This is a genomic window from Micrococcus sp. CH7, from assembly GCF_001595485.1.
Lineage (GTDB): Bacteria > Actinomycetota > Actinomycetes > Actinomycetales > Micrococcaceae > Micrococcus > Micrococcus luteus.
Window position 1 is genome coordinate 25,925 of the sequence record NZ_LOSQ01000030.1, and the last position, 19,569, is coordinate 45,493.

At 74.3% G+C, this 19,569-nt stretch carries 18 protein-coding genes; 17 read left to right on the top strand and 1 reads right to left on the bottom strand.

All coding sequences use genetic code 11. From position 1 onward, the window contains the following. Nucleotides 1–9 precede the first annotated feature (9 nt). Nucleotides 10–657, bottom strand: coding sequence for a TetR/AcrR family transcriptional regulator (locus tag AUV08_RS08860; RefSeq protein WP_061866734.1), 648 nt, complete (start codon nt 655–657; stop codon nt 10–12). A gap of 113 nt (nt 658–770) precedes the next feature. Between AUV08_RS08860 and AUV08_RS08865 the strand changes: the two genes are divergently transcribed. From AUV08_RS08865 to AUV08_RS08945, 17 genes are all read left to right on the top strand, one after another. After that, on the top strand, nt 771–2,387 hold the full coding sequence (locus AUV08_RS08865; RefSeq protein WP_084776529.1) for a carboxyl transferase domain-containing protein: 1,617 nt from the start codon (nt 771–773) through the stop codon (nt 2,385–2,387). A gap of 7 nt (nt 2,388–2,394) precedes the next feature. Continuing rightward, nucleotides 2,395–4,530 carry a biotin carboxylase N-terminal domain-containing protein gene (locus AUV08_RS08870; RefSeq protein ID WP_061866733.1) on the top strand — a complete coding sequence of 712 codons (2,136 nt, stop codon included), beginning with the start codon at nt 2,395–2,397 and terminating at the stop codon, nt 4,528–4,530. Nucleotides 4,531–4,545: 15 nt separating this feature from the next. Further along, the gene (locus AUV08_RS08875) at nt 4,546–5,733 is read left to right on the top strand and encodes an acyl-CoA dehydrogenase family protein (protein ID WP_041104216.1); all 1,188 of its coding nucleotides are present in this window, start codon (nt 4,546–4,548) and stop codon (nt 5,731–5,733) included. Between the two features lies 1 nt (nt 5,734). Next, nucleotides 5,735–6,265: a MaoC family dehydratase gene (locus AUV08_RS08880; protein WP_041104218.1), complete on the top strand. Its 531-nt coding sequence runs from the start codon at nt 5,735–5,737 to the stop codon at nt 6,263–6,265. Then, nucleotides 6,262–7,140 (top strand): CoA ester lyase, encoded by an 879-nt coding sequence (locus AUV08_RS08885; RefSeq protein ID WP_044658614.1) that lies wholly within the window; start codon nt 6,262–6,264, stop codon nt 7,138–7,140. Before AUV08_RS08880 ends, AUV08_RS08885 begins: the two co-directional genes overlap by 4 nt. A 202-nt stretch (nt 7,141–7,342) precedes the next feature. After that, nucleotides 7,343–7,717, top strand: a complete 375-nt coding sequence (locus AUV08_RS08890) for a DUF485 domain-containing protein (RefSeq protein ID WP_041104222.1) — start codon at nt 7,343–7,345, stop codon at nt 7,715–7,717. Next, nucleotides 7,714–9,336, top strand: coding sequence for a cation acetate symporter (locus AUV08_RS08895; protein ID WP_041104224.1), 1,623 nt, complete (start codon nt 7,714–7,716; stop codon nt 9,334–9,336). The genes AUV08_RS08890 and AUV08_RS08895 overlap by 4 nt, the downstream gene beginning before the upstream one ends. A gap of 139 nt (nt 9,337–9,475) precedes the next feature. Then, nucleotides 9,476–10,711 (top strand): 1-deoxy-D-xylulose-5-phosphate reductoisomerase, encoded by a 1,236-nt coding sequence (dxr, locus tag AUV08_RS08900; protein ID WP_061866743.1) that lies wholly within the window; start codon nt 9,476–9,478, stop codon nt 10,709–10,711. Beyond that, nucleotides 10,708–12,075: an RIP metalloprotease gene (locus AUV08_RS08905; RefSeq protein WP_061866732.1), complete on the top strand. Its 1,368-nt coding sequence runs from the start codon at nt 10,708–10,710 to the stop codon at nt 12,073–12,075. The genes dxr and AUV08_RS08905 overlap by 4 nt, the downstream gene beginning before the upstream one ends. A gap of 105 nt (nt 12,076–12,180) precedes the next feature. After that, nucleotides 12,181–13,365, top strand: a complete 1,185-nt coding sequence (gene ispG / locus AUV08_RS08910; protein WP_061866731.1) for a flavodoxin-dependent (E)-4-hydroxy-3-methylbut-2-enyl-diphosphate synthase — start codon at nt 12,181–12,183, stop codon at nt 13,363–13,365. After that, a complete protein-coding gene (locus AUV08_RS08915) occupies nt 13,340–14,272 on the top strand; it encodes a DUF4081 domain-containing GNAT family N-acetyltransferase (protein ID WP_061866742.1) in 933 nt (310 codons plus the stop codon). Before ispG ends, AUV08_RS08915 begins: the two co-directional genes overlap by 26 nt. 119 nt (nt 14,273–14,391) lie before the next feature. Further along, entirely contained in the window at nt 14,392–16,218 is a 1,827-nt protein-coding gene (locus AUV08_RS08920; protein ID WP_061866730.1) for a proline--tRNA ligase, read from the top strand. Between the two features lie 43 nt (nt 16,219–16,261). Further along, nucleotides 16,262–17,011 carry a TSUP family transporter gene (locus tag AUV08_RS08925; protein ID WP_169577818.1) on the top strand — a complete coding sequence of 250 codons (750 nt, stop codon included), beginning with the start codon at nt 16,262–16,264 and terminating at the stop codon, nt 17,009–17,011. Nucleotides 17,012–17,141: 130 nt separating this feature from the next. Then, complete coding sequence (gene rimP / locus AUV08_RS08930) at nt 17,142–17,729, top strand: ribosome maturation factor RimP (protein WP_036314068.1); 588 nt, start codon at nt 17,142–17,144, stop codon at nt 17,727–17,729. Between the two features lies 1 nt (nt 17,730). Next, entirely contained in the window at nt 17,731–18,717 is a 987-nt protein-coding gene (nusA, locus tag AUV08_RS08935) for a transcription termination factor NusA (RefSeq protein ID WP_036314069.1), read from the top strand. Nucleotides 18,718–18,801: 84 nt separating this feature from the next. Beyond that, the gene (locus AUV08_RS08940; protein WP_225348391.1) at nt 18,802–19,101 is read left to right on the top strand and encodes a YlxR family protein; all 300 of its coding nucleotides are present in this window, start codon (nt 18,802–18,804) and stop codon (nt 19,099–19,101) included. Between the two features lie 191 nt (nt 19,102–19,292). Continuing rightward, nucleotides 19,293–19,569 (top strand): translation initiation factor IF-2 N-terminal domain-containing protein (locus AUV08_RS08945; RefSeq protein ID WP_157571221.1); only part of this gene is annotated, 277 nt, incomplete at its 3' end.

A 19,569-nucleotide genomic window follows, 5' to 3' on the forward strand; every position in this document is an offset into this window, starting at 1 on the left:
GCCGCCCGCTCAGTCCCCGCCGGGCAGCGGCCCGGGGGCCGTGGCCGCGGCCCAGGCCATGGCCACGAGGGTCGCGCGGCGAGCCGCGCGGTCGGCCGCGGTGCGCCGCACCGAGCGGGGGGTGGAGTTGAGCAGGCCCAGCACGGCCTGGGCGCGGAACACGGCGGTGGCCTGGTCCTCGTGGGGGTGGACGACCTGCAGCTGGCGCGCCCACACGTCGATGTAGGCGCGCTGGGTGCGCGTGATGGCCGTGCGCGCGCCGTCGGGCAGGGCGGACATGTCGCGGTCCTGCACACGGATCACGTCGCGCTGGGCGAGGGCGAAGTCCGCCTGGAAACCGATGAGGGCCCGCAGGGTCTCCGCCCCCGGCGCGTGCTGCGCCTCGGCGGCCAGCCCGCCGTCCAGCAGGTCCTGCGAGGCCGTGTCGAGGATCGCCGTGAGCACGGCGGCCTTGCCGGCGAAGTGGCGGTAGATGGCGGGGCCGCTGATCCCGACCGCGGCGCCGATGTCCTCGAGGCGGACCGCGTCGAAGCCCCGGGCCGCGAACAGTCGCGCCGCGGCCGCGAGCAGGTCCACCCGGCGTCGGGCCTTGGCGGCCTCCCGGGCGGTCGGCGGGGTCGCCGGGGCGGTGGGGGACGCGGGATCGACGGCGGGCATGGGATCCACTGTAGGACGGGACGAGGCGCGCCGGGCGCCCGGTCGACGTCAGTGACGATCGTCACTACACTGAGGCTCGGTTCAGTTAGTCGTCATTCACTGAAGGGGGTCTCATGACCGCCAGCACCCCGGCCCCGGCCGCGCAGTCCGCGCCCACCGTGGCCGAGCGCAACGCGGCCGGCCACGCCCGGCTGGAGCAGGAGCTCGCCGACCTCGTCGCCCGCACGTCGCTCGGCGGGCCCGAGCGTTCGCGCGAGCGCCACACCGGCCGCGGCAAGCTGCTGGTGCGGGACCGCATCGACGCGCTGCTCGACGAGGGCTCGCCCTTCCTCGAGGTCGGCGCGCTGGCCGCGCACGGCCTGTACGACGGGGACAGCCCCGCCGCGGGCGTCGTGGCGGGCATCGGCCTGGTCCACGGCCGCCTCGTGATGGTGGTCGGCAACGACGCCACCGTGAAGGGCGGCACCTACTACCCCATGACGGTGAAGAAGCACCTGCGGGCCCAGGAGATCGCCCTGGAGAACCGCCTGCCGTGCATCTACCTCGTGGACTCCGGCGGCGCGTTCCTGCCCCGCCAGGACGAGGTCTTCCCGGACCGCGAGCACTTCGGCCGCATCTTCCGGAACCAGGCGCTGCTCTCCTCGCGGCGCATCCCGCAGCTGGCCGCGGTGTGCGGCTCCTCCACGGCGGGCGGCGCGTACGTGCCGGCCATGTCGGACGAGACCGTGATCGTGCGCGAGCAGGGCACCATCTTCCTCGGCGGCCCCCCGCTCGTGAAGGCCGCGATCGGGGAGGACGTCTCGCCCGAGGACCTCGGCGGCGGCCGGCTGCACGCCGAGCGCTCCGGCGTCGCGGACCACCTGGCGGACGACGACCTGCACGCCATGCAGATCCTCCGGGACATCGTGGCCACCCTGCCCCCGGCCGAGGCGCCGGCCTGGGAGGTCGCCCCCGCCGCGGAGCCCGCCAAGGACCCGGCCGAACTGACCAGCGTCGTGCCCGTGGACGTGAACACCCCCTACGACGTGCGCGAGGTGATCGACCGCCTCGTGGACGGCGGCTCCGTCCACGAGTTCAAGCCCCTCTACGGCACCACCCTGGTCACCGCGTTCGCGCGGATCGACGGCCACCCCGTGGGCGTCCTCGCCAACAACGGCATCCTGTTCGGAGACTCCGCCCGCAAGGGCGCGCACTTCATCGAACTGTGCGACCAGCGCGGCATCCCGCTGCTGTTCCTGCAGAACATCTCCGGCTTCATGGTGGGTCGGGACGCGGAGGCCGGCGGCATCGCGCGCGACGGCGCCAAGATGGTCACCGCCGTCGCGACCGCCCGCGTGCCCAAGCTGACCGTGGTGATCGGCGGCTCGTTCGGCGCCGGCAACTACGCGATGTGCGGCCGCGCCTACTCACCCCGCTTCCTGTGGATGTGGCCGAACGCGCGCATCTCCGTGATGGGCGGCCCGCAGGCCTCCTCCGTGCTCACGCAGATCAAGCAGGACCAGCGGGCCGCCGCGGGGGAGGAGCCGATGTCCCCCGAGGAGGTCGAGGCCTTCCAGGCGCCGGTCCGCCGGCAGTACGAGGACCAGGGCAGCCCCCTGTACTCCACCGCCCGCCTCTGGGACGACGGAGTGATCACCCCCGGCCAGACCCGCCGGGTGCTCTCCCTGGCCCTCGACGTCATCTCCCGTTCCCCGCTGCCGGACTCCCGGTTCGGCCTGTTCCGCATGTGAGGCACCCGTGACCGAGAACCACGCCCAGGGGACGCCCCTGTTCGACACCGTGCTGGTGGCCAACCGCGGCGAGATCGCCGTGCGCGTCATCCGCACCCTGCGCCGCCTCGGCATCCGCTCGGTGGCCGTGCACTCCGACGCCGACGCCGACGCGCGGCACGTCCGCGAGGCGGACACGGCGGTCCGCCTCGGCCCGGCTCCGGCCCGCGAGTCCTACCTGGACATCGACGCCGTCGTCGACGCCGCGCGCCGCACCGGCGCCCAGGCCGTGCACCCCGGCTACGGCTTCCTGTCCGAGAACGCCGACTTCGCCCGCGCGCTGGACGCGGCCGGCATCGTGTTCGTGGGCCCGCCCGTGGCCTCGCTCGACGCGATGGCGGACAAGATCCGCGCCAAGGAGACCGTGGCCGCGTACGACGTGCCGGTGGTCCCCGGCATCCAGGACCCCACGCTCACCGACGAGCAGATCACGGCCGAGGCCGAGCGCGTCGGCTTCCCGCTGCTGATCAAGCCCTCCGCGGGCGGCGGCGGCAAGGGCATGGTGGCCGTGCGCGCCGCCGAGGAGCTGCCCGGCGCCCTCGCCTCGGCCCGGCGCACGGCGCGCTCCGCGTTCGGCGACGACACCCTGCTGCTCGAGCGGCTCATCACCGCGCCCCGGCACATCGAGGTGCAGGTGTTCGCGGACGCCCACGGCGCCACCGTGCACCTGGGCGAGCGCGAGTGCTCCCTGCAGCGCCGCCACCAGAAGGTGATCGAGGAGGCCCCCGCGCCCCTGCTGACCGGGCTGGCGCACGGGGCCGAGCTCCGCGAGCGCCTGGGCCGGGCCGCCGTGGACGCGGCCGTGTCCGTGGGCTACCGCGGTGCCGGCACCGTCGAGTTCCTCGTCTCGGACGAGAACCCGGACGAGTTCTTCTTCATGGAGATGAACACCCGCCTGCAGGTGGAGCACCCGGTCTCCGAGGAGGTCGTCCGGGTGCGCGGACAGCGCCTGGACTTCGTGGAGCTGCAGCTGCGCATCGCCGCGGGGGGGCCGCTCGGCTTCGCCCAGGAGGACGTGACCCTCGACGGCGCCGCCGTCGAGGCCCGCGTCTACGCGGAGGACCCCGCGAACGGCTTCCTGCCCTCCACCGGGCCGGTGCTGCGCTGGCGCGAGCCCGCCGGCGAGGGCGTCCGCGTCGACACCCTCCTGCTGCCCTCCCGGCCGGCCGAGGAGCGCGCGTTCGGCTCCGGACCGCAGACTGGCCCCGCCGCCGGCGCCGTGGACCCCGTGGACGTCGACGGCGCACAGCCCGAGATCACCGGCTTCTACGACCCGATGATCGCCAAGCTCATCGCCCGTGGCGCCGACCGCGCCGAGGCCCTGGACCGGCTCGACGCCGCGCTCGCGGACACCGTGCTGTTCGGCGTCCGCTCCAACCTGGGCTGGCTGCGCGAGCTCGCGGCCCGCGAGGACGTGCGGACCGGCCGGCTCACCACCGAGCTGATCGACGGCCTCGAGGCGTGGACCGCCCCCGCGCTGCCCGAGGACCTCGCCGCGCTCGCGGCCGAGGCCCTGGCCGACGTGTCCGAGGACGCGGCCGCCGCCGAGCACCGCGCGGCCGGCACCGCGTGGGCCCGGGCGGACGGCTGGCGCGGCGCGGGCGCCCCGCAGCCCGGGATGCGCGTCCGGGTCGGGGACGAGGACCGCATCCTCACCGCCCCCGCCGCCGACGCCGAGGTGGACGAGGACGCCGGAGGCCTGGCGGGCGTCAACCTCCTGGCCGGTGACCCGCGGGACCCGCGCTCAGCGTGGCTGCACCGCGACGGCGCCGCGTGGCAGGTCCGCCGCCTCACCCGGGCCGAGGTGGTCGAGGCCGCCCGCGCGGCCGCGGCCGCGCGTCGTGCCCCGGCCGGCGCAGCGTCCCCCGAGGCCCGCACGCCCATGCCGGGCACCGTCGTCGCCGTGTCCGTGGCCACCGGGGACACCGTGGCCGCGGGCCAGGAGCTGGCGGTGGTCGAGGCCATGAAGATGGAGCACCCCGTCACGGCCGCCGTCGCCGGCGTCGTGACCGTCCACGTCGCCGAGGGCGACGCCGTGGCCGCGCAGGCGTTGATCGCCGTCGTCGAGCCCACCGAGCACGCAGCACCCGCAGAGAACACCTGAGAACAGGAGAGGACCATGAGCACCAAGCACCGCACCCTGCCCGCCCTCGAGGAGGACTACCAGGTCCTCTCCGACACCGTCCGCGAGTTCGCCGACGAGGTCGTGGCCCCGGTCTCCGCCGAGCTGGACGCCCAGCACGAGTTCCCGTACGAGATCGTGGCCCAGATGGGCGAGATGGGCCTGTTCGGCCTCCCGTTCCCCGAGGAGTACGGCGGCATGGGCGGCGACTACTTCGCCCTGGCCCTGGCCCTCGAGCAGCTCGGCCGCGTCAACCAGTCCGTGGCCATCACCCTCGAGGCCGGCGTCTCCCTGGGCGCCATGCCGCTGCTGAAGTTCGGCACCGAGGAGCAGAAGCAGCGCTGGCTGCCGGACCTCGTGGCCGGCACGCACCTGGCCGGCTTCGGCCTCACCGAGCCGGGCGCGGGCTCCGACGCCGGCGGCACCCAGACCACCGCCGCGCTCGAGGACGGCCAGTGGCGCATCAACGGCGCCAAGGAGTTCATCACCAACTCCGGCACGGACATCACCTCGCTCGTCACCGTCACCGCCGTGACCGGCACCGTGGAGGGCAGGACCGGCCACGACGGCCGCCCCGCCAAGGAGATCTCCACGATCCTCGTGCCCGCCGGCACCGAGGGCTTCTCCGTGGCCAAGGCCTACGACAAGGTCGGCTGGAACTCCTCGGACACCCACGCCCTGCACTTCTCGGACGTGCGCGTGCCGGAGGAGAACCTGCTGGGCGCCCGCGGCCGCGGCTTCGCCCACTTCCTCGAGATCCTCGACGAGGGCCGTATCGCCATCGCGGCCCTGGCCACCGGCGCGGCCCAGGGCTGCGTGGACGAGTCGGTCGCCTACGCCAAGCAGCGGACCTCGTTCGGCCAGAAGATCGGGCAGTTCCAGGCCGTGTCCTTCAAGATCGCCCGCATGCAGGCCCGCGCGCACGCCGCCCGCCTGGCCTACTACGAGGCCGCCCAGAAGATGCTGGCCGGCAAGCCGTTCAAGACCGAGGCCGCCATGGCCAAGCTGATCGCCGGCGAGGCCGCCATGGACAACGCCCGGGACGCCACCCAGGTGTTCGGCGGCTACGGCTTCATGAACGAGACCCTCGTGGCCCGTCACTACCGCGACTCCAAGATCCTCGAGGTCGGCGAGGGCACCACCGAGGTGCAGCTCATGCTGATCGCCCGCGAGCTGGGCCTCTGACGTGACGGAGCGCGTCGAGATCGAGCAGCGGGGCCGCTACGCGGACGAGCTGGCGGTCGGTCAGGTCTACCTGCACCGGCCCGGCCGCACGCTCACCGAGGCGGACAACGTCCTGTTCACCACCCTCACCATGAACCCGCAGGCCCTGCACCTGGACCACGCGTACGCGGCGGACCAGCCGTTCGGCCGACCGCTGGTCAACTCGATGCTGACGCTGTCCACCCTGGTGGGCCTCGCCGTCGGGCAGACCACGCAGGGCACGCTCGTGGCCCAGCTCGGCCTGGGGGAGATCGCGTTCCCGAAGCCGGTCTTCCACGGGGACACGCTCTACGGGCGCTCCGAGGTCACCGCAATCCGCGAGTCCTCCTCGCGGCCGGGGCAGCGGATCGTCACGTTCGCGATGACGGGGGAGAACCAGCACGGCGACGTCGTCGTCCGCGCCCAGCGCACCTGTCTGATGTGGACCGCGCAGGCGCACGCGGAGGCCAAGGCGAAGGCCGCCGACGCCGCAGGCACGGGGGAGCGGGCATGAGCGCGCTGACCCTCGGACCGGCCGTCATGTTCACCCCGGCGGACCGCCCCGAGCGGTACGCCACGGCGCTCGAGCGCGCGGACGCGGTGATCCTCGACCTCGAGGACGCCGTCACCCCGGACGCCCGGCCCACCGCGCGGGACGCCGTCGCGGCGGCCTGGGCGGGGCGGGCGACGGGCGGGGTCGACGGCGGCCCGCTGGACGAGGACCGCGTGGTGGTCCGCGTGAACCCCGCGGGCACCGCGGACCACGACGCCGACCTGGCCATGCTCGCCGGGACGGGCTGGCGCACGCTCATGCTCGCCAAGGCCGAGTCCGCCGCGCAGGTGGACGGGGTCGTCGCCGCCCTCGGCCCGCAGACCCGCGTCGTCGCCCTATGCGAGACCGCGGCCGGGATCCTCGCCGCCGCCGACCTGGCCGCCCACCCGCACGTGGGTGCGCTGATGTGGGGCGCCGAGGACCTCGTGGCGTCGATGGGCGGCAGCTCCTCCCGCACCCCCGAGGGCGCCTACCGCTCCGTGGTCCAGCACGCCCGCGCGACGGTGCTGCTGGCGGCGGCCGCCCACGGCGCGGCCGCATGGGACGCCGTCCACCTGGACCTCGGCGACGAGGCCGGGCTGGCCGCCGAGGCCGAGGACGCCGTCGCCCTGGGCTGCACCGCGACCGTGTGCCTGCACCCGCGCCAGGTGCCCGTCGTGCGCTCCGCCTACACGCCCGCCCCGGAGGCCGTCGAACGCGCCCGGCGCGTCCTCGCCGCGGCCGAGGGCCGACACGGGGCCTTCGAGCTGGACGGGGCGATGGTCGACGAGGTGGTCCTCGCCCAGGCCCGCGCGGTCCTGCGCCGCGCGGACGCGCCCCGGCCGGCGAGCGCCTGACCGGCTCCTCGGCGGCTCCGCGCCCCGGCGGCCCCGTGCCGTCGGGGCGCGTCCGCGTCCGCACGGCTGCGCCCCGGGGCTGTCACACGGGCGCACGGCCCCGGGGCGCGCTTGACGGCGCACCCCTCCGCCCGCCAGAGTGTGGTTGTCATCACAGTGATCTGTCTCACACTGATCCGTCCTACGCACCCCCGGAGGGCCCATGTCATCCAGCGAGCCCACGGCGCCGGTCCCCACGGCCGCGCAGTTCCGCGCCGCGCAGCAGTCCGAGGAGTTCATCGAGCTCCGGCGCACCCACCGATCCTTCGCCTTCCCCATGACCGTGGCGTTCTTCGTCTGGTACCTGGTGTTCGTGATCGTCGGCGCGTTCTTCCCCGAGTTCATGGCGATCCGCCTCGGCGGCAACATCACCCTCGGCCTGATCCTCGGCCTGCTCCAGTTCGTCACCACGTTCCTGATCACCTTCGCCTACGTCCGTTTCTCCAACCGGACCCTGGACCCCCGCGCCACCGCGCTGCGTGAGCGCCTCGAGCGCGAGGCCGCCGGCGCCCACGAGAACCCGGAGGCCACGCGATGAGCGCGCTCACCCCCCTGCTCCAGGCCGCCCCGCAGACGGTCGGCAACCCCGCCGTGAACATCGGCATCTTCGTCGCCTTCGTGGTGGTCACCCTCGTGATCGTGATCCGCGCGTCCAAGACGAACGCGTCCTCGGCCGACTACTACGCCGGCGGCCGCGGCTTCTCCGGCACCCAGAACGGCACGGCCATCGCGGGTGACTACCTCTCCGCGGCCTCGTTCCTGGGCATCGTGGGCGCGATCGCCCTCTACGGCTACGACGGCTTCCTCTACTCGATCGGCTTCCTCGTGGCGTGGCTCGTGGCCCTGCTGCTGGTGGCCGAGCTGCTGCGCAACACCGGCAAGTTCACCATGGCGGACGTGCTGTCCTTCCGCCTGCAGCAGCGTCCCGTGCGCATCGCCGCCGCCTTCGGCACCATGGCCGTCTGCCTCTTCTACCTCCTGGCCCAGATGGCCGGCGCCGGCGGCCTGGTGTCCCTGCTGCTGAACATCAACGACCGGGCCGGCCAGGCCCTCGTGATCGTGATCGTGGGCGTGCTGATGATCGTCTACGTGCTGATCGGCGGCATGAAGGGCACCACCTACGTGCAGATCATCAAGGCGATCCTGCTGATCGCCGGCGCGGGGATCATGACCGTGTGGTCACTGGCCCTGTTCGGCTTCGACTTCAACGCCATGCTGGGGGCCGCCGTCGAGATGAACCCGAAGGGCGAGGCGATCCTCGAGCCGGGCCTGCAGTACGGCGCCAGCGCGCTGACCCGCCTCGACTTCGTGTCCCTGGGCATCGCGCTCGTGCTCGGCACCGCCGGCCTGCCGCACGTGCTCATGCGGTTCTACACGGTGCCCACCGCCAAGGAGGCGCGCAAGTCCGTGGTGTGGGCCATCGTCCTCATCGGCGCGTTCTACCTGTTCACCCTCGTGCTGGGCTACGGTGCCGGCGCGCTGATCGGCCCCGAGCGCATCCTGGCCGCGCCCGGCGGGCAGAACTCCGCGGCCCCGCTCCTGGCGTTCGAGCTCGGCGGCTCCATCCTGCTGGGCCTGATCTCGGCGGTCGCGTTCGCCACCATCCTCGCGGTGGTCGCGGGCCTGGCCATCACGGCGGCGGCGTCCTTCGCCCACGACGTGTACGGCTCCGTGATCGCCAAGCACCCGCTCACCCCGCAGGAGGAGGTGCGGATCGGCAAGATCACCGTGGTGGTGATCGGCGTCCTGGCGATCGTCGGCGGCATCGCCGCCCAGGGCCAGAACGTGGCGTTCCTCGTGGCGCTCGCCTTCGCGGTGGCGGCCTCGGCGAACCTGCCGACCATCCTCTACTCCCTGTTCTGGCGGCGCTTCACCACCCGCGGCGCGGTGTGGTCGATGTACGGCGGACTGCTCTCCGCGATCATCCTGATCGTCCTGTCCCCGGTGATGTCCGGGACGCCGACCTCGATGATCCCGGGCGCGGACTTCGCGGTGTTCCCGCTGAAGAACCCGGGCATCGTCTCCATCCCGCTGGCCTTCTTCCTCGGCTGGCTCGGCTCGGTGACCTCGTCGCGCGCCGAGGACCCCGACAAGCAGGCCGAGATGGAGGTCCGCTCCCTCACCGGCATCGGCGCCGAGAAGCCGGTGCAGCACTGATCCGCGGCTGACCCGGTCCCACGGGGGCCGGCGGGGCGGGACGTCGGGGTGCGGCGTCCGTCCGGCCGGCCCCCCGTCCGTGTCCAGGCCCGACTGGCATCATGGCGGGGTGACGCACGGATCCCTCACCGACTACACGCTGCCCGCCCCCGCCCCGGCGGACGACGACGGCGCCCCGCGCGCCGTCGCCCTGATCGGCTCCACGGGCTCGATCGGCACCCAGGGCCTCGACGTGATCGCCCAGGACCCCGCCCGGCTCCGGGCCGTCGCGCTCGCGGGCGGGGCGAACACGACCCTGCTGGCCGAGCAGGCCGTGCGCTTCGAGGTCGAGGCGGTGGGCTCCGCCGCGGCGGGGGAGGAGGAGCTGCGCGCCGCCCTCGCCGACGCCGCCGCCCGCCTCGGGCGCCCGTCCCCCCGACCCGTGCTGTTCACCGGCCCGTGCGCCGCCGAGCAGATCGCCGCGTGGCCCGGCGCCGACACCGTGCTCAACGGGATCACGGGCTCGATCGGCCTGCGGCCCACCCTCGCCGCCCTGCACGCCGGCCACCGCCTGGCCCTGGCCAACAAGGAGTCGCTCATCGTCGGCGGGGCCCTCGTGAAGGCGGCCGCGGCGCCGGGCCAGCTCGTGCCGGTGGACTCCGAGCACTCCGCGCTCGCGCAGGCGCTGCGCGGGGGCACGGCGGACGAGGTCCGCCGCCTCGTGCTCACGGCCTCGGGCGGGCCGTTCCGCGGCCTGGACCGCGCCGCCCTGCACGCCGTCACGCCCGCCCAGGCCCTCGCCCACCCCACGTGGGACATGGGCCGCGTCGTCACCACCAACTCCGCCTCCCTCGTGAACAAGGCCCTCGAGGTGATCGAGGCCCACCTGCTGTTCGACGTGCCCCTGGACCGGATCGACGTCGTGGTCCACCCGCAGTCCGTGGTCCACTCGATGGTCGAGTTCGTCGACGGGTCCACGCTCGCCCAGGCCTCCCCGCCGGACATGCGCCTGCCCATCGCCCTGGGGCTGTGCTGGCCGCGCCGTCTCCCGGGCGCGGCCCCGGCCTGCGACTGGACGCGGGCGGCCACCTGGACGTTCGAGCCCCTCGACGAGGAGGCCTTCCCCGCGGTACGGGCCGCGAAGGAGGCGGCGGCCGCCTCGCCCACCCACATGGCCGTGTTCAACGCCGCCAACGAGGAGTCCGTGGACGCCTTCCACGCCGGCGCCCTGCCCTTCGACGGGATCGTGGACACGGTCCGCGCCGTCGTCGCCGACTATGCCCCCGAGCACGTGCTCGCCGCGGCCGGCCACGACCCCGCGCCGACGGGGCTCACCGTGGATGCCGTGCTCGCCGCCGAGGCCTGGGCGCGCCGTGCGGCGCGGGCCCGCTGGTGACCGTCGTGGAGATCCTCTGGTACGTCGCGGGCGTCCTCGCGGTCGCGCTGGGCCTGGCGGTCTCGATCGCCCTGCACGAGATCGGCCACCTCGTCCCGGCCAAGCTCTTCGGCGTGCGCGTCACGCAGTACATGATCGGCTTCGGCCCGACGCTCGTCTCGTGGCGCCGCGGCGAGACGGAGTACGGGTTCAAGGCCGTGCCGCTGGGCGGCTACGTCGCGATGATCGGGATGCTGCCCCCGCCGCGGCCCGGGCAGACGCCCCGCGCGGCGTCCACGGGCTTCGTCCAGCAGCTGGGCCGCATGGCCGACGACGCGCGGGCCCAGGCCGCCGAGGAGGTCCGCCCCGGCGACGAGCACCGCCGCTTCCTCGCCCTGCCGGTGTGGAAGCGGGTGGTGATCATGCTCGGCGGGCCGTTCATGAACCTGCTCATCGCGCTGGGCGCCACCGCCCTGCTGGTCACCACGGTGGGCACCTCGCAGCCCAGCACCACCGTCGCCGAGGTCTACCGGTGCGTGGTCACGATGCAGGAGCAGCAGGCCCGCGCCGCCTCCGGCGGGACAGAGGACTGCCGCCCGGGCGATCCCGCCGCGCCCGCCCACGAGGCGGGACTGCGCCCCGGCGACACCGTGCTCGCCTTCGACGGGCGGCCGGTCTCCGACTGGGACGCCCTCTCCGCCGCGATCCGGGACCGCGCCGGACAGCCCACCCGGATCGAGTGGGAGCGCGACGGCGAGCGGATGAGCGCCACCCTGACCCCGCGCCTGACGGAACGGCCCGTGACGGACGCGCTGGGCCGGCCCGAGCGGGCCCCGGACGGGACCGTGGCGACCCACGAGGTCGGGTTCATCGGCATGGGCGCGCAGCTCGAGACGGTCCGCGGCACCCCGCTCGACGCCGGCCCGCTCGTGGCCCAGCAGGTGCGGGGCGTCGTCGACGTCGTCCTCGTGCTGCCGCAGCGGCTGTGGGACACCGCCGTCGCCGTGGTGACCCCGGCCGAGCGCGACCCGGACGGCCCGATGTCCGTGGTGGGAGTCGGCCGGATCGCCGGGGAGGCGGCGGCGCTCGAGGAGGCCACGCTGACGGACAAGGCCGCCCTGCTGCTGTCCCTGCTGGCGGGCGTGAACGTGGCGCTCATGGTGTTCAACCTCATCCCGCTGCTCCCGCTCGACGGCGGCCACGTGGCCGGCGCCCTGTGGGAGGCGGTGCGCCGCGGCTGGGCCCGGATCACGGGCCGCCCGGACCCGGGGCCGTTCGACCTGGCCCGCATGCTGCCGCTGACCTACGCGGTGGGCGCGGCGATGCTGCTCATGGGCGTCATCCTGATCGTGGCGGACATCGTGGAGCCGGTCCGGCTGTTCTGAGCCCGGCCCGTTCGCCGTGGGCGGTCGCCCCGCGCCCCGGGGCGCCCGCGCGCCTAGGATGGACCGGAGAACCCGGCGGCCCCGCGCCGTCGACCCCGAGAACCCATGAGGAGCGCCCCCGTGCCCGTCAGCCTTGGAATGCCGTCCGCCCCGCCGCCCGTGCTGGCCCCGCGCCGCACCACCCGGCAGATCCAGGTGGGCTCGGTGGGCGTCGGCTCGCAGCACCCCGTCTCGGTGCAGTCGATGACCACCACCAAGACGCACGACATCGGCGCGACCCTGCAGCAGATCGCCGAGCTCACGGCCGCCGGCTGCGACATCGTCCGCGTGGCCTGCCCCACGGACAAGGACGCCGAGGCCCTCAAGGTCATCGCCCAGCAGTCCACCATCCCCGTGATCGCGGACATCCACTTCCAGCCGAAGTACGTGTTCGCGGCGATCGAGGCCGGCTGCGGCGCCGTGCGCGTGAACCCGGGCAACATCAAGAAGTTCGACGACAAGGTCAAGGAGATCGCGCAGGCCGCCTCGGACCACGGCACCTCCCTCCGCATCGGCGTCAACGCCGGCTCCCTGGACCCGCGCCTGCTGCAGAAGTACGGCAAGGCCACCCCGGAGGCCCTCGTCGAGTCCGCCGTCTGGGAGGCCTCCCTCTTCGAGGAGCACGGCTTCAAGGACTTCAAGATCTCCGTCAAGCACAACGACCCGGTGATCATGGCCCGCGCCTACGAGCTGCTCGCCGAGCAGGGTGACTGGCCGCTGCACCTCGGGGTCACCGAGGCCGGCCCGGCCTTCCAGGGCACCATCAAGTCCGCTACCGCCTTCGGCTACCTGCTCGGCCAGGGCATCGGTGACACCATCCGCGTCTCCCTCTCCGCGCCGCCGGTCGAGGAGGTCAAGGTGGGCCTGCAGATCCTGCAGTCCCTGAACCTGCGTGAGCGCAAGCTCGAGATCGTCTCCTGCCCCTCGTGCGGCCGCGCCCAGGTGGACGTGTACACGCTGGCCGAGCAGGTCACCGAGGGCCTCCAGGACCTTGAGGTCCCGCTGCGGGTGGCCGTCATGGGCTGCGTCGTCAACGGGCCGGGCGAGGCCCGCGAGGCCGACCTCGGCGTCGCCTCCGGCAACGGCAAGGGCCAGATCTTCGTCAAGGGCGAGGTCATCCGCACCGTGCCCGAGGACCAGATCGTGGAGACCCTCATCGAGGAGGCCAACCGGATCGCCGGTGAGATGGACCTGGGGGAGGACGGCGGTGACCAGGCTGCCGCCGGTGCCCCGGTGGTCTCCGTCCACTGACCGGGAGGTCCGGGCCGCCACGGGTGACCGCGTCCGCCTGCTGACCGACGCGGACACCGCCGCGCTCGCGGCCCTGTCCGCCCGTGCCCCCGTGTCCAACGTGTTCGTGGACTCCCTGCTCGAGGCGGGCCGCCTGGCCGGCCCGCGCGGGGGAGCGGCGGGCACCCTGTTCCTCGGGATCGACGACGACGCCCCGGGCGCCGGCGCGCTGCGCGCGGCCGTCTGGATCGGCTCGAACGTGGTGCCGGTCGCCGCGTCCGAGGCCCCGGACGCCGGCTGGGCGCCGGGCGACGCGGAGGCGCTCGGCGCGGCGGCCGCCGCGCTGCGCCGCCGGTACGGGTCGATCTACGGCCCGGCCGGTCCCGTGCTGGCCGCCGGCGAGGCCCTCGCCGCCGCGGGCCACCGGTCCCGGTCCGTGCGCCCCGACCAGCCGCTGCTCGTGCTGGGCACGGCCGGGGGGATCGACCCGAACCCGCACGTGGTGCAGGCGCAGCCACACGACTTCGCGCGCGTCCTGCCGGCCAGCGCGGCGATGTTCGAGGAGGAGCTCGGCTTCTCCCCATTCGCCGGGGGCGCGGCCCAGTACCGGGACCGCGTCGAGCGGCTGATCCACACCGGACGCGTCTTCATCGACCCGGGACCGCGCGACGCGGGCGGCCCGCTGCGCTTCAAGGCGGACATCGGGCTGCTCTCCTCCCGGTGCGCCCAGATCCAGGGCGTGTGGATGGCCCCCGCCGCGCGCGGCCGAGGACTGGCGGCGTCGGCGATGGCCGCCGTCGTGGACTACGTGCGACTCCAGGCGCCCGTGGTCAGCCTCTATGTCAACGCGTACAACACCCCCGCGCTGCGCACGTACGAGCGCGTGGGGTTCGAGCGGCGCGGCACGTTCGCGACCGTCCTGTACTGACCCGGCGGGCCCTGCGCGGGCGATAGGATCGGCGGTCAGGACGCCGGGCACCCCGTGCCGGCGTCGTCCCGTCCCGCGCGCCGCCCCGACCGCGCGAGCCCGTCCGAGGAGGCCCCGTCATGCCCCTGCGCATGTCCACCCTGTTCCTGCGCACCCTGCGCGACGACCCGGCGGAGGCCGAGGTGGCGAGCCACAGGCTCCTCGTCCGTGCCGGTTACATCCGTCGCGCGGCCCCGGGCATCTACTCGTGGCTGCCGCTGGGCCTCAAGGTGCTGGCCAAGGTGGAGCGGATCGTGCGCGAGGAGATGGACGCGATCGGCGCCCAGGAGGTGCACTTCCCGGCGCTGCTGCCGCGGGAGCCCTACGAGGCCACGGGGCGCTGGGATGAGTACGGCGACGGGCTGTTCCGCCTGCAGGACCGCAGGGGCAACGACTACCTCCTGGCCCCCACACACGAGGAGATGTTCACGCTCCTGGTGAAGGACCTGTACTCCTCGTACAAGGACCTGCCCGCGTACCTGTACCAGATCCAGACCAAGTACCGGGACGAGGCCCGCCCGCGCGCCGGCCTGCTGCGCGGGCGCGAGTTCATCATGAAGGACTCCTACTCCTTCACGGTGGACGACGCCGGCCTGGACGCCGCGTACGAGGCCCACCGGGCCGCCTACCTGCGGATCTTCGACCGCCTCGGCCTCGAGGTCGTGCCGGTGCGGGCCACCTCCGGTGCGATGGGCGGCTCCCGCTCCGAGGAGTTCCTGCACCCCACCGAGGTGGGCGAGGACACCTTCGTCGAGTCCGACGGCGGCTACCGCGCCAACGTCGAGGCCGTCACCACGGTGGCCCCCGCCCCGCTGGACGAGGCGGCCATGGCGGTCCTGCCCGCCGCCGAGGTCAAGGACACCCCGGTCTCCACCACCATCGCCGCGCTCGTGGACGTCGCCAACCGGCTGGCCCCGCGCGACGGCGAGCCGTGGACCGCCGCGGACACGCTCAAGTGCGTCGTGGTCACCGCGGTGGTGGACGGCGGCGAGCGCCGCCCGTTCGTCGTGGGCGTGCCCGGCGACCGTGAGGTGGACCTCAAGCGTCTCGAGGCCTCCGTGGGCCCGGCGCTCGGCGTGGTCGGCGAGCCCACGCTCGAGGCCGCGACCGCCGCGGACCTGGCCGCGCACCCCGCCCTGGTCAAGGGCTACATCGGCCCCGCGGCGGCCGACGCGGTCGAGGGCACCCCGGTCCTCGGCGCGGAGGGCTCCGTCTCGGGCCTGCCCTTCTTCGTGGACCCGCGCATCGCCCCCGGCACCGCGTGGATCACCGGCGCGAACGCGGACCAGCGCCACGTGTTCGGCCTCGTGGCCGGCCGCGACTTCACGTGGGACGGCGTGCTCGAGGCCACCGCGGTGCGCGAGGGCGACCAGGCCCCGGACGGCTCCGGCCCGCTGCACACCCGCCGCGGCATGGAGATGGGCCACATCTTCCAGCTCGGCCGCAAGTACGCCGAGGCCCTCGACCTGAAGGTCCTCGACGTCCACGGCAAGCAGGTCGTGGTGACCATGGGCTCCTACGGCATCGGCATCACGCGCGCCGTCGCCGCGATCGCCGAGCGCTACCACGACGACAAGGGCCTGGCGTGGCCGCGCGCGGTGGCCCCGGCGGACGTGCACGTCGTCGTCGCCACGAAGGGCGAGGACGGCCTCGCCGCCGCCGAGACCCTCGCCGCGGGCCTCGAGGCCGAGGGCCTGACCGTGCTCGTGGACGACCGTCCGAAGGTCAGCCCCGGCGTGAAGTTCAAGGACGCCGAGCTCATCGGCGTGCCCACCACCGTGGTGATCGGCCGCGGCCTGGCGGACGGCGAGCTCGAGCTCAAGGACCGTGCCACCGGCGAGGCGCGCCCCGTGCCCGTGGACGGGGCCGTCGCGGCGGTGCTCGCGGAGGTGCGCGACGGGCGCTGAGTGGTTCGGCGCCGTCGAGCTGACCGCCGGGCTGCTCGTCCTCGTGCTCGCCGCGGGCTTCGCGGCGGGCTGGATCGACGCCGTCGTGGGCGGGGGCGGGCTCCTGCAGCTGCCGGCCCTGCTGCTCGTGCCCGGGCTGAGCCCGATCCAGGCCCTGGCCACCAACAAGCTCGGCTCGGTGTTCGGCACGGCGACGTCGGCGCTCACCTACCGGCGGCGCCTGCGGCAGGATCTGTCCACCGCACTGCCGATGGCCGCCGTCGCCTTCGCGGCGGCCCTGGGCGGGGCCGTGGTCGCCGCGCATCTGCCGGCCGGCGTGATCCGGCCCGTGATCCTGGCGGCGTTGATCGCCGTCGCCGTGTTCACGGCCGTGCGCCCGGGCCTCGGACAGGTCGCCGGCGTGGGGCCGCGGCGGAGCACCGCGCTGGCCCGGGCCGTGGCGCTCGGCGCGGCGGTGGGCTTCTACGACGGCGTCCTCGGCCCCGGCACGGGCACGTTCCTCATCCTGGGGCTGGTCCTGCTGCTCAAGTTCGACTTCCTGCACGCCTCGGCACAGGCGAAGGTGGTCAACCTCGCGACCAACCTCGGCGCGCTCGCGTACTTCGTGCCCTCGGGGCACGCGGTGCTGGGCCTGGGGCTGCTGCTCGGCGCGGCCAACCTCATGGGCGGCTACGTGGGGGCCCGCATGGCGATCGCCCGCGGCACCGGCTTCATCCGCGTGGTGTACCTCATGGTGGTGACCGCGCTCATCGTCAAGGTCGGCGCGGACACCCTCGCCCCGCTGCTGCGCTGAGCTCGCCCCGTCCAACCCGGTCGGGAGCACTCGGCCCCGCCGTGGGCCGCCGGTAGGCTCGGCCCCGGATCCCGACCCCGGCCCCCGCCCGCGTGGCGCGGCGGCCCCGACCCGACGAGTGAGGCACCCCATGGACAGCACCGACCGCCGCGACGACCTCGCCGAGCTGCGCACCCGCGTCGAGGAGGCCCTGGCGGCCGACGACGTGGTGGTGGAGCAGGTGCGCGCCACGGGCACCGCCGAGCACCGCACCGTCGAGGTGGTCCTCGACCGCGCCTCGGGCACCCAGGGCCTGAGCCTGGACGACGTCGCCCGCCTCTCCGGCCGGGTCTCCGCCGCCCTCGACGCCCTGGGCGACCACGTGCCCGGCGTCGGCGCGGGGGAGTACCTGCTGGAGGTCACCACCGCGGGCGTGGACCGCCCGCTCACCGAGCCCCGCCACTTCGCCCGCAACGTCGGCCGTCTCGTCGAGGTCTCGGTCGACGGCGCCGCGCCCGTGACCGCCCGCCTGAAGGACGTGACGGACGACGACGTCGAGCTGGCCGTGGTGCGCCCGCCCGCGAAGAAGGGCATGAAGGCCAAGGAGCTGCCCGCCGAGCGGGTCGCCCTCGACCGCCTCGGTCCGGCGATCGTGCAGGTAGAGTGGAGCCCCGCTCAGCAGGCCGGCGACGCCGACGCCGCCGCGGGCGAGGACACGGCCGAGCACACGGAGGCATGAGTTGGACATCGACATGAGCGCGCTGCGCATGCTGGAGGCGGAGCGGGAGATCCCGATGGACCGCCTCATCCCCACCATCGAGCAGGCCCTGCTCATGGCGTACCACCGCACCCCGGGGGCCCTGAAGCGCGCCCGCGTGGAGATCGACCGCGCGACCGGCCACGTCACCGTGTGGGCCACGGAGCTGGACGAGGACGACACGCCCATCGGCGAGTTCGACGACACCCCGAACGGCTTCGGCCGGGTGGCCGCCTCCACGGCGCGCCAGGTGATGATCCAGCGCATGCGCGAGGAGGACGACGACAAGGTCCTCGGCGAGTTCAAGGACAAGGAGGGCGAGCTCGTCTCCGGCGTCATCCAGCAGGGCCTGAACCGCCACATGGTCCAGGTGAACCTCGGCACCCTCGAGGCCGTCCTCCCGCCGCCCGAGCAGGTGCCCGGCGAGGACTACGCCCACGGCCGCCGGATCCGCGCCTACGTGGTCTCCGCGACGCGCGGCGCCAAGGGCCCGTCCGTCACGGTGTCCCGCTCGCACCCCGGCCTCGTGCGCAAGCTCTTCGAGCTCGAGGTCCCGGAGATCGCGGACGGCTCGGTCGAGATCACGGCGCTGGCCCGCGAGGCCGGCCACCGCACCAAGATGGCCGTGCGCGCCACCCGCCCCGGGGTGAACGCCAAGGGCGCCTCCATCGGGGAGATGGGCAGCCGCGTGCGCGCCGTCATGACGGAGCTCAACGACGAGAAGATCGACATCGTCGACCACGTGGACGACCCCGCCGCGATGATCGCCAACGCCCTCTCGCCCGCCACGACCGTCTCGGTGGAGATCCTCGACGCGGACCAGCACTCGGCCCGCGCCGTGGTGCCGGAGTACCAGCTGTCCCTGGCCATCGGCAAGGAGGGCCAGAACGCCCGCCTCGCGGCCAAGCTCACGGGCTGGCGGATCGACATCGTCGGCGACGGGGTCACCACCTCCGCCCCGGGACGCTGACCGTCCCCGGGAACAGATCCGGGCCCGGACGCGCTAGGATGGATGAGGTCCTTTCTCGATCCGACGCCCGTGAGGGGTGAACGCATGACGTCTCGGACGGTCGTGCGCACCTGCATCGGATGCCGATCGAGGGCGGACCGGCAAGAGCTGGTGCGCGTCGCCCTGGACTCCTCGACGGAACCCCCATCCGTCGTCTGGGACCCGGAACGACGCCGTCCCGGCCGGGGTGCATGGCTGCACCCCGGCGAGGACTGCCTCCACCTCGCCCTGCGCCGCCGCGCGTTCGGGCGGGCCTTCCGGTCCGCCGTCGACGCCGACGCGCTGGTCCGCACCGCGGAGGCACCGGCTGACAGACCGACAGATGAAGGCGGGTCAGAGATCTGATGCGTACCCGATGAGCACTGAAGCATGAGTGCCCAGCGATGAACTTCACCCCCTGCTATCAGGCAGGCCGTGGTGCGCGTGCCCTGGTGGCGCGCGCGACGGCCTGGAGCAACGTCAACGGTCCCAGGACGCGCTGAGACGGACAGCCCGAGCGGCTCCGTTCCGGCCCGTGGGGCCAGAACAGGAGAACCGTGGCCAAGGTCCGCGTCCATGAGCTCGCCAAGGAGCTCGGCATCACCTCGAAGGAGGCCTTGAGCACGCTCAAGGACCTCGGCGAGTTCGTCAGCTCGGCTTCGTCCACCATCGAGCCCCCGGTGGTCAAGAAGCTGCGCAACGCCTACCCGGGTGCTGGCAAGTCCGCCGCCAAGCCGGGTTCCACCCCCGCCGCACCGGCCGCGGGCCGTCCCGCCGCGCCGAAGCCGGCGGCCGCCCCGTCGCCGCGCGCCGCGGCCCCCACGTCGAATGCCG

What these genes read in the sequence shown, in the direction of transcription:
- AUV08_RS08860 (WP_061866734.1), bottom strand. Translation starts at nt 657, where the DNA reads ATGCCCGCCGTCGATCCCGCGTCCCCCACCGCCCCGGCGACCCCGCCG.
- AUV08_RS08865 (WP_084776529.1), top strand. Translation starts at nt 771, where the DNA reads ATGACCGCCAGCACCCCGGCCCCGGCCGCGCAGTCCGCGCCCACCGTG.
- AUV08_RS08875 (WP_041104216.1), top strand. Translation starts at nt 4,546, where the DNA reads ATGAGCACCAAGCACCGCACCCTGCCCGCCCTCGAGGAGGACTACCAG.
- AUV08_RS08885 (WP_044658614.1), top strand. Translation starts at nt 6,262, where the DNA reads ATGAGCGCGCTGACCCTCGGACCGGCCGTCATGTTCACCCCGGCGGAC.
- AUV08_RS08890 (WP_041104222.1), top strand. Translation starts at nt 7,343, where the DNA reads ATGTCATCCAGCGAGCCCACGGCGCCGGTCCCCACGGCCGCGCAGTTC.
- AUV08_RS08895 (WP_041104224.1), top strand. Translation starts at nt 7,714, where the DNA reads ATGAGCGCGCTCACCCCCCTGCTCCAGGCCGCCCCGCAGACGGTCGGC.
- ispG (WP_061866731.1), top strand. Translation starts at nt 12,181, where the DNA reads ATGAGGAGCGCCCCCGTGCCCGTCAGCCTTGGAATGCCGTCCGCCCCG.
- AUV08_RS08920 (WP_061866730.1), top strand. Translation starts at nt 14,392, where the DNA reads ATGCCCCTGCGCATGTCCACCCTGTTCCTGCGCACCCTGCGCGACGAC.
- rimP (WP_036314068.1), top strand. Translation starts at nt 17,142, where the DNA reads ATGGACAGCACCGACCGCCGCGACGACCTCGCCGAGCTGCGCACCCGC.
- AUV08_RS08940 (WP_225348391.1), top strand. Translation starts at nt 18,802, where the DNA reads ATGACGTCTCGGACGGTCGTGCGCACCTGCATCGGATGCCGATCGAGG.